Origin of the sequence: Streptomyces bobili (assembly GCF_002154575.1) — a bacterium.
In the GTDB taxonomy this organism is placed as follows: domain Bacteria; phylum Actinomycetota; class Actinomycetes; order Streptomycetales; family Streptomycetaceae; genus Streptomyces; species Streptomyces bobili.
This window is the reverse complement of the sequence record NZ_MUBA01000258.1, coordinates 1-1,761: the sequence shown is the minus strand read 5'-3', so window position 1 is coordinate 1,761 and position 1,761 is coordinate 1. Positions and strand designations below refer to the sequence as shown.

The following is a 1,761-nucleotide window of genomic DNA, read 5'->3' as shown; positions in this document are numbered from 1 at the left end:
TACACGGGTGACTACAAGGACGACCTGCTGGGTGTGGATTCCACCGGGACGCTGCGGCTGTACTCCGGGAACGGATCCTCCGCAGTGGCCTTCACCGGTGAGGTGGGCGGCGGCTGGGCCACGATGGACAAGGTCGCCGCCGCCGACTTCAACGGCGACGGCGACGGCGACCTCGTCGCCACCAACAAGACCACCGGTGAACTGTTCCTCTACATCGGCAACGGCGACGGCGGCTTCAAGTCCACCACCGAGATCGGACACGGCTGGACCGGCATCGAGCAGCTCGCCGCCGGCGACTTCACCGGCGACGGCAAGGCCGACATCGTCGCCGTCAACCAGTCCGACGCCACCTTGCACCTCTACACGGGCAACGGCAGCGGAGTCACCTACACCAAGCAGATCGGCAGCGGCTGGTCGAAGATGACCAACCTCGCCGCCGGAGACTTCAACGGCGACAACCGCGCCGACCTCGTCGCCACCCGCGAAGACACCGGAACACTGCTCCTCTACCCCGGCACCACCACCGGCGGCGTCGCCAGCGGCATCGAAATCGGCTCCAGCTTCAACCTCATGAGCAAGCTCACCCTGTCCGACCTCAACAACGACGGACGCGCCGACGTCACCGCCATCAACCGCAGCACCGGCGATCTCTACCTCTACACCAGCAAGAGCAACAGCCTCAACAGCGGCATAACAATCGGCCACGGCTGGGGAAGCCAGCAGCACCTGATCTGACCCAGGCAGGCCCGAAGAACTGGCCCCGACGGCCTGCCGTCAGGCCGGGCCACAGCACCACCACCGTTCCCGAAGCCCGCTTGGCGGAGGCCTGAAGGCCTCCGCCAAGTTCTTGTGTCCCGCGCCTGCGGTTCAGGTTCGAGAGGTACCGCCTCACCAGTTGAGGAACTTCTGAAGGTCCCACCAACGAGCTCGCCAACGGAAACAGCCCCTGACCGCCCAGAAGGCAGGTCAGGGGCCGCTAGTGCCTCAGGCGCCCAGGTAGACCGGGGGCTTCTGGGTCTTGCCGTAGACGTAGCCGCTGAGGGTGCCGTCGACGCCCAGGACGACCAGGGTGACGTCGTCCTGCTGGACGGACGGGCGACCCTTGGAGTATTCGACGGAGAACGTGCCGTGGCTGGTGGTCAGCTGTGCCCCGTAGACACCCGCGCGCTTGACGAGCTTCACAATGGCGCCGTTGGCAAGCTTGTAGCGGCCGAGACGCGGGTTGGCGGCGGTCTTGGCCCCGGTCCAGGTGACGGTCGTGCCGTCGGGGTTCAGCACGAGCGTGCGACTACCGAACAGGGCAGCGCCGGCGCGACCGTGTGCGTCGATGAACCGCACCAGCTTGCCGCTCTGGTAGACGCGGGCCTGGTAGTGGCCGGCGGAGACCTTGAATATCTGCGCGGTCGTACGGGAGTCGAGACGCAGGGTGCGCACGAGCTTGCCGCTCTGCGTGCAGTCGGCGGACAGCACCGGGAAGGCGGTGGACTTCCAGGGGGTGGTCCCGCCCTCGCTGCGCTGACCGAAGACGGGCTTGGCGCTGAGCACTCCGGTGATCCGCAGACCACGGGCCGCGTCGACGGTCCTGCTCTGGTCCACGGTCGAGACGACGTGGCCGTGCTGGTCAAGCAGCTTGGCGGACGCGCCACTGTCGGCGCTGTTGACCAGCTTGACCTTCCAGCCACCGAAGACGGAGGGGATGGTCTTGGTGGCAATGCAGGCGCTGCTCGTGGAGGACGTGGCCGCGGTGGTGGCGCTGGCGGC

General features: G+C 67.2%; 2 protein-coding genes. One reads left to right on the top strand and one right to left on the bottom strand.

Features of this window, described 5'->3' with window-relative positions:
- On the top strand, positions 1-735 hold a 735-nt coding region (locus BZL64_RS21300; protein ID WP_143663263.1), incomplete at its 5' end, for an FG-GAP repeat domain-containing protein.
- A 249-nt stretch (positions 736-984) separates the two neighbouring features.
- On the opposite strand, the gene BZL64_RS21295 is transcribed toward BZL64_RS21300, so the two are convergent.
- Positions 985-1,761 (bottom strand): hypothetical protein (locus tag BZL64_RS21295; protein ID WP_341868820.1); only part of this gene is annotated, 777 nt, incomplete at its 5' end.